This is a genomic window from Deferribacter abyssi, from assembly GCF_049472655.1.
In the GTDB taxonomy this organism is placed as follows: Bacteria; Chrysiogenota; Deferribacteres; order Deferribacterales; family Deferribacteraceae; genus Deferribacter; species Deferribacter abyssi.
Map to the genome: position 1 here is coordinate 1 of NZ_JAQNCS010000037.1, position 1246 is coordinate 1246.

Below are 1246 nucleotides of genomic sequence, written 5' to 3' on the forward strand. Positions count from 1 at the left end.
TCAGTTGGAACTATTTAGGTTAAAGTTTTTATTATCTATTCTTTGCATTTGCGATATTCTACCATATTAGTAGAATAATGCAAGTATAAAAACTTTTCTCATAAAAAGTAGGTTGGTTTTATTTAAAAAAAACAAAAATAAAAAGATTGAGTGCTGTTTCTGCCTTTATCACTCTGTTCGGATACCTGTATTGCTATGGTTCCACCTGCTTTTTTATAAGAGCTTTTATCAATGGTAAATACGGAATATTGTTTAAAAAAATCTTCATATTTCATAACAGAACATCTCACTTGAAAATAATTTCAATAACACTTAATAAACTAAGGGTTATAGCCAAGAAAATTAAGTAAAAAAATGGATCATTTGTAAATCTGCAAATCATTTCCTGAAAGTAAATACACAATTGCTAATATTTGACCAATCTCTTATTGTAGTAAGTCCATGTTTCCACTTAAAGGAGAAAATCAAAGATCTTTTTCCGTTATTTCTGCTATTTTCATTAAGTGTTTTTGTAATCCAATTTTAAGAGGTTTATTGCCATGGACAGAGGAACTGATATGCGTTCAATACACCCAGTTTTTGCGTAAATATGATGACTGCCATTGATACGTTTGAGTTCCCAACCTTTTTGTTCAAGTAATCTGCAGAAATCTTTTCCGTTAATTGCTCTCAAATAGCTATCTCCAGAATTTTGGATTTTTCCGAAATGGTAACGTCTTCAATATCAACAGAAAGACAACCTTCAACAGCCTCATAAAGGTTTGTTAAAAGTTCTTCAAAAGTCTCCCCTTGAGTTACACAACCAGGGATAGATGGAACTTCTGCCCAATAACCACCTTCCTCTGCTTCATGTATAATAACTTTTATTTTCATTTCTCCTCCTACGAATAATTATGATATTCCTTATTTTATGAAGAAGTAAACTCACATCTGCTGAACTTATATACAAAATAATCATACTCCGCATAAGAGTCAATGGTTTTCGATATATATTTAAGAGGATGTTGCACAGTAAAATATGTATAAATCATGTAATTATCTGGTGTTTAAGAGATTGTTTCGTTGCTAATGCTCCTCGCAATGACGAAAAAAGAAACCGTCATTGCGAGCGTAGCGAAGCAATCTAAATTCTATCAGTAAGTTATTACTATGAAAAATCGTTATGCAATACCCTTATTAAATTGTTTTTAATTATACAGGATACGGTCTGGTTATTTGATTGCTTATATTTGCGAAATAATATTAT

3 protein-coding genes are annotated in these 1246 nt (G+C 30.9%); all 3 read right to left on the reverse strand.

Annotated elements, in window-relative coordinates:
* Positions 1-122: 122 nt before the first annotated feature.
* On the reverse strand, positions 123-275 hold the full coding sequence (locus OWK30_RS11450; protein ID WP_423326613.1) for a hypothetical protein: 153 nt from the start codon (positions 273-275) through the stop codon (positions 123-125).
* Between the two features lie 224 nt (positions 276-499).
* A complete protein-coding gene (locus OWK30_RS11455; RefSeq protein ID WP_423326615.1) occupies positions 500-673 on the reverse strand; it encodes a type II toxin-antitoxin system HicA family toxin in 174 nt (57 codons plus the stop codon).
* The gene (locus OWK30_RS11460; RefSeq protein WP_423326617.1) at positions 670-873 is read right to left on the reverse strand and encodes a type II toxin-antitoxin system HicB family antitoxin; all 204 of its coding nucleotides are present in this window, start codon (positions 871-873) and stop codon (positions 670-672) included. The genes OWK30_RS11455 and OWK30_RS11460 overlap by 4 nt, the downstream gene beginning before the upstream one ends.
* Positions 874-1246 lie beyond the last annotated feature (373 nt).

Excerpts from the sequence above, each read along its gene's own strand:
- OWK30_RS11460 (WP_423326617.1), bottom strand. The coding sequence starts at position 873 with ATGAAAATAAAAGTTATTATACATGAAGCAGAGGAAGGTGGTTATTGG.
- OWK30_RS11450 (WP_423326613.1), bottom strand. The coding sequence starts at position 275 with ATGAAATATGAAGATTTTTTTAAACAATATTCCGTATTTACCATTGAT.